This is a genomic window from Bradyrhizobium uaiense (genome assembly GCF_010811875.1).
GTDB lineage: Bacteria > Pseudomonadota > Alphaproteobacteria > Rhizobiales > Xanthobacteraceae > Bradyrhizobium > Bradyrhizobium uaiense.
On sequence record NZ_VKHP01000475.1, the window covers coordinates 1 to 1,879 of the forward strand.

The 1,879-nt window shown below is 61.4% G+C and carries 3 protein-coding genes and 1 pseudogene; 1 reads left to right on the forward strand and 3 read right to left on the reverse strand.

All coding sequences use genetic code 11. From position 1 onward, the window contains the following. Positions 1–188: 188 nt before the first annotated feature. Positions 189–416, reverse strand: coding sequence for a hypothetical protein (locus FNJ47_RS45860; RefSeq protein WP_163163361.1), 228 nt, complete (start codon positions 414–416; stop codon positions 189–191). Between the two features lie 316 nt (positions 417–732). Next, positions 733–993: a hypothetical protein gene (locus tag FNJ47_RS45865; protein WP_163163359.1), complete on the reverse strand. Its 261-nt coding sequence runs from the start codon at positions 991–993 to the stop codon at positions 733–735. A gap of 199 nt (positions 994–1,192) precedes the next feature. Here FNJ47_RS45865 and FNJ47_RS45870 point away from each other — a divergent pair, with 199 nt between their 5' ends. Continuing rightward, a complete protein-coding gene (locus FNJ47_RS45870) occupies positions 1,193–1,549 on the forward strand; it encodes a response regulator (protein WP_163163363.1) in 357 nt (118 codons plus the stop codon). Between the two features lie 43 nt (positions 1,550–1,592). Here the strand turns inward: FNJ47_RS45870 and FNJ47_RS45875 are convergent. Beyond that, a pseudogene (locus FNJ47_RS45875) lies at positions 1,593–1,879 on the reverse strand (hypothetical protein); the annotation flags it as partial.

The following is a 1,879-nucleotide window of genomic DNA, read 5'->3' on the forward strand; positions in this document are numbered from 1 at the left end:
CCCCCTCCGCGTCTCCAAGCACTGCTTCTGCCCCTCCGTCCCGACGGGCGCAACGGTCCCCCGCGCGCTTCCTCCTCACCGCTCAGAAGCCTTCATGGGCTTCCATGTTGCGGGGGGCGGCGCGACAGCCCCTCCTCATTTCACCCTCCCCCCGAGTGGGAGAGGTCGAAAGTCCGCCGCGGCTTCGTTCACCGCCAATAGCGATGCGACACATCCAGACACTGCCGGACCCAGAATCCGTTCACATGAATCAACTGGCATGTGCTCGGAGGTGGCTCCTTGATGATCGGGTAGCCGTGGATGTCGATATTCATCGGGGCCGTGACGCCGCGCCAGAACACGGCGTTGGCGGCCGGCGGGTTGAAGGTGGCGATGAACGCCGCGACTGCGAGGAAGCTCAAAAGCAGTTTGCGCATAATCTGCATCCGGATCAATGAATGAGCGGAAGCGTACTCCCTTGAGCGGGATGAGCAAGCCGCGGAATCGACGAAACTGACCTGTACAGCGTCGCGCCCGCGTTAGACTCCTCGGACCGCCATGCAGGCGAGGGCAACGATGCCGACCGCCGTTAGCACAACCATGACCTGGAAGATCGCGCGCCCAACAATAGCCCCCATCAACGCTCCATCGATCCGGCGGGATCTGGTTCGAGTTTCCACGCGCCGCGATCGCTCGGGCATCATCGGCAGGCAAAGTTCAATATTGGGATTTCCGAACGCGCCGCTTCACCGGCTAATGCCGCTCCGCGACGATTCGCTTGACCACCTGCGATAGCTCCGCTTCCATTTCGTCAATGATGTCGTGCAACAGGCGGGCGCCGAGCGGATCGGTCGTCTCTTGCTCCATCGTCTTGAAGCGCATGACGTTGGCGCGTTGTTCGCGGACCTCATCTTCAACCAGTCGTGGAGAGGACTGATAGCTCCGCGCGCTCGGCGCTGCGTCAGCTCCAAAGGTTTCGCGAAAATCCTGATCCGAATGTACGGCGTTCTTCATGCACGTTGTCTCCTGGCTCGACTTCCTTTCCTCGGGGGCGAACCATCCGGCTCGCCGCTGATCAATGACGCCGAGCCCTCAAGAGTTGTTCCGGTTGGAACTTGCAAGGGCCTTCCGGAAATTCGGCAGTCATTGATTTTGGAACCAGAACTTTGGGCGTCCTCAGTCATTAACCAGAGTTGACCGATTGGAGGATGCCATGGGTTACGCTAGGCCAATTCGCCAAATCGCAGTCGTGGTTGAAGACGATACAATCCAGCGCGACATGATCGCGTTGCTGTTGGAGGAAGGTCACTTCGACGTCATCCAATGCGAAGATGCAGAGACGGCTGCGCTGGCCATCAAGAGGCGTCACCCGTCGCTGGTGGTCACCGACGTGAAACTCACGGGCAAAATGGATGGCGTCGAACTTGCTCGTCTGGCCATCGATTGTGACCCAGGAGTCCGCGTCCTGGTCATCTCGGGCCGACCTCCGGACAGCGCGCTGCCTGACGGCGTCAAGTTCTTCGAGAAGCCGGTTTATCCACCCACCCTGCTGCGAGAGCTGGCGTCGTAATTCTTGCGGATCGGGAGGTTGGCGAAAGCGCGTGGCGCGCTGTTTACGCGAACACGGCGTCCAGCGCCGCCGAATACGCCGCTTCGACCAGCGTCGGTTGCCGGCGGCCCAGCGCTTCCATCTTCACGCCTGAATTCACCTCGAGCACTTTCCATATGCCATCGACGCGCACGACGTCGATGGAGGCGAAGCGGATGCCGACGGCCTGCGCAGCTGTGACCGCCAGCACAACGCAGGCGTCGCGTGTGGCGTCGTCCGTGAGCAGCACGGGCTCCGCACCGGCGGCCGCGACGGCCGAACAACTCAAGACCATGGCCGAGGATTTCGACG